At 69.3% G+C, this 1,258-nt stretch carries 1 protein-coding gene; it reads right to left on the bottom strand.

The window, feature by feature from the left end; translation table 11 throughout:
- Positions 1 to 1,234: sensor histidine kinase (locus tag DBR34_RS13685; protein WP_146186844.1), on the bottom strand; the 1,234-nt coding region annotated here is incomplete at its 3' end.
- Positions 1,235 to 1,258: the final 24 nt, after the last annotated feature.

Genomic DNA, 1,258 nt, shown 5'->3' on the forward strand with positions numbered 1-1,258 from the left:
CCGGCCCGCCCGCAGGCAGCGACGGTGCCGTTGGCAGGTCGGCCGGCAACGCGGCCACCGCCGCGGTTGCTGCCGGCAGCGGAACGCGCACCGTTACGCAGGTGCCCTCGCCCTTCACCGACTGCACTACCAGCGTGCCGTGCAATGCAATGGCGCGTTCGCGCATGCCCCCCAACCCGTTGCCGTCGGCCTGCACGCCGCCGCGGCCATCATCGCGGATCTCCATCAACAAGCTGCGCCCTTCCTGTTCAAAGCGTATCCAGGCCTGGTGCGCCTGCGCGTGCCGGGCGATGTTGGTGGCGGCCTCGCGCAGCACCAGCGACAACCCGCGCTCCACCTCCGGCGGCATCGGCGGCGGCGGCGCGTAGTGCAGGTGCACGTGCTGGCACTCCAGCAACAGGCGCGCCGAGGCCAGTTCGGCGGCCAGGTCGCTGGCGCGGATCCCGGTCACCGCGCTGCGCACTTCGGCCAGGGCCTGGCGCGCGATCGCTTCGGCTTCGGTCACTTCGCGGCGCGAGGCCTCCGGATCACGATCGAACAGCTTGCGCGACAGTTCCAGCTTCAGCGTGATCAACGACAGCGTATGCCCCAGCAGGTCGTGCAGGTCGCGCCCGATGCGCTCGCGTTCGGCGGTGGCGGCCAGCCGGCGCACTTCCTCCTGCGACAGCTGCAGCGCCGCATCGCGGTCCTTGTTGATGCTCTCCACGTTGACGATGATGCCGATGATCAGCCCCATCGACGGTATCCACACCACCAGCTGCCAGGGATACCCCACCCACAGCGCAATGCCCACGAACAGCGCGTTGAGCAGCAGCAGCTGGACCAGGTAGCGCCAGAGACCGGTTTCCCGGCACACCCGCATCATCACGCAGCCGAAGATGAAGTAGCTGATGCCTGCGGGGTACCAGGGCAGCAGTGAAAGCCCCATCGCCACCATCGCCAGCGCATAGCGTGGCCCATGGTGGCGCGGGGCCAGCAGCAGGCGGCCGTAGAGCGCCAGGAACACCGGGTAGGTGAGCAGCGTCAGCCACAGCCAGCGCAGCGTGTAGCCGGTGCCGAAGATCGGGGTGAAAAACACCCACCCGCTCCACAGCAGATGCACGGCATCGGCCCAGGCCGGCTTGCCGCGGCGCAGGTTGTCGGCCACCGACGAGTCCGGCGCGGGGCGCAGCAGCGAGGCGATCCAGCGCGAAGACACGGGTGGTTCCAGGGCGGGGCGGTCAGGCGCGATCATGCCAGTTTCGTCCGTCGCTTAGCC

Origin of the sequence: Stenotrophomonas sp. HMWF003, assembly GCF_003061285.1 — a bacterium.
Classification (GTDB): Bacteria; Pseudomonadota; Gammaproteobacteria; order Xanthomonadales; family Xanthomonadaceae; genus Stenotrophomonas; species Stenotrophomonas maltophilia_AP.